The organism is Bartonella sp. AD328YNZD, from assembly GCF_042196425.1.
This window is the reverse complement of the sequence record NZ_JBHIQG010000129.1, coordinates 1-1,222: the sequence shown is the minus strand read 5'-3', so window position 1 is coordinate 1,222 and position 1,222 is coordinate 1. Positions and strand designations below refer to the sequence as shown.

Sequence of the window (1,222 nt, the reverse complement as noted above, 5' to 3'; positions counted from 1 at the left end):
TGGATAAGATCTGTTCGTTTTTTACATGAGCCTATTTTTTTCATAGTATGATAAAATAGAGAGCACAAAATAGATGAGAATATGCGTTGTATGCTTGACTTTTTTTCCTATAAACAAATGTTTATAGGAATGTTTAGGGGATAATTATGAAAAAAAGTACAAGTTTAGATGCAATAATTGAGCTGCTGAAAGCGGTTGCAGAAGTAAGCCATTTACGTGTTCTTACGCTCTTGCGTCATGAAGATTTAACAATCCCTGATTTTATTTTTATTCTTGATCAGTCGCAAGCATGTATATCACGATATTTACGTTTATTGTACGAAGCACGATTGATTGAGCGTTATCAGAAGGGGGATAGCCTTTATTTTAAGCTTTGTCATGATTTTGGGGGTAAAGACATTGTGATGGGTATTCTTTCGTCTTTACCAAAGAATGATGTGTTGTTAGCGCATGATTTAGAACGTTTGAAGGACATTAAAAAGCAGCGTCAAAAAAGGAGGAAGAAGCATTTCTTACAAAATGCGTTGCAACGGGATGTATTACGGTCATCCTATATGGCAGATCATGGTGTAGAAAACTCTTTACTTGAAATCATTGGCGATAAACCATTTCAGATGATGCTGAATATTGGAAGAGGTGGAGACTCTATCTTAAAATTGTTTTCTAATCTTTATACGCATGCGGTTGAAGTTGTGCTTGATAGCGATGTTTTTCACTTGTCTGTTGGAGATACAACTTTTGATTTAGTTATTCTTCATTGGGTTTTACATTCTTTTGAAAATCCTGAAATGTTTCTTCATGAGATATCAAGTGTTTTGCGTCCCTATGGGCGTTTATTGATTGTGGATTTGAGTTATCATAAAGCTGATTCTTCACATTTTGATCAAGCACATATGCGTCTTGGATTTTCGACTTTACAAATAGAAAAGTGGCTAAAAAATGCCGGACTTATGCTAGAGCAAACAGTTTGTCTTACTCCTATACAAAATGAAAATAGTAAGGAGGGCATGGTTACACTTTGGCTTGCTCGTGATCCGCGTTTATTAGTTGACGATATCAAAGATAAACAAGTAGATTTTGCATAAATCGCGTTTGTTAACGCACTTTATTCTCTGATTTTTCTCAAGGAATAGCGTAGAGATAAAACTTTATTCAATCATTGATAAGCTATTGTTTTTTACATTTGTATTATGTTTTTATATGGGAGTATTGGTGTTTTATA

The 1,222-nt window shown here is 34.2% G+C and carries 1 protein-coding gene; it reads left to right on the top strand.

Features of this window, described 5'->3' with window-relative positions; genetic code table 11:
* Positions 1-146 precede the first annotated feature (146 nt).
* Entirely contained in the window at positions 147-1,085 is a 939-nt protein-coding gene (locus tag ACFIO3_RS07095) for an ArsR/SmtB family transcription factor (protein WP_375615071.1), read from the top strand.
* Positions 1,086-1,222: the final 137 nt, after the last annotated feature.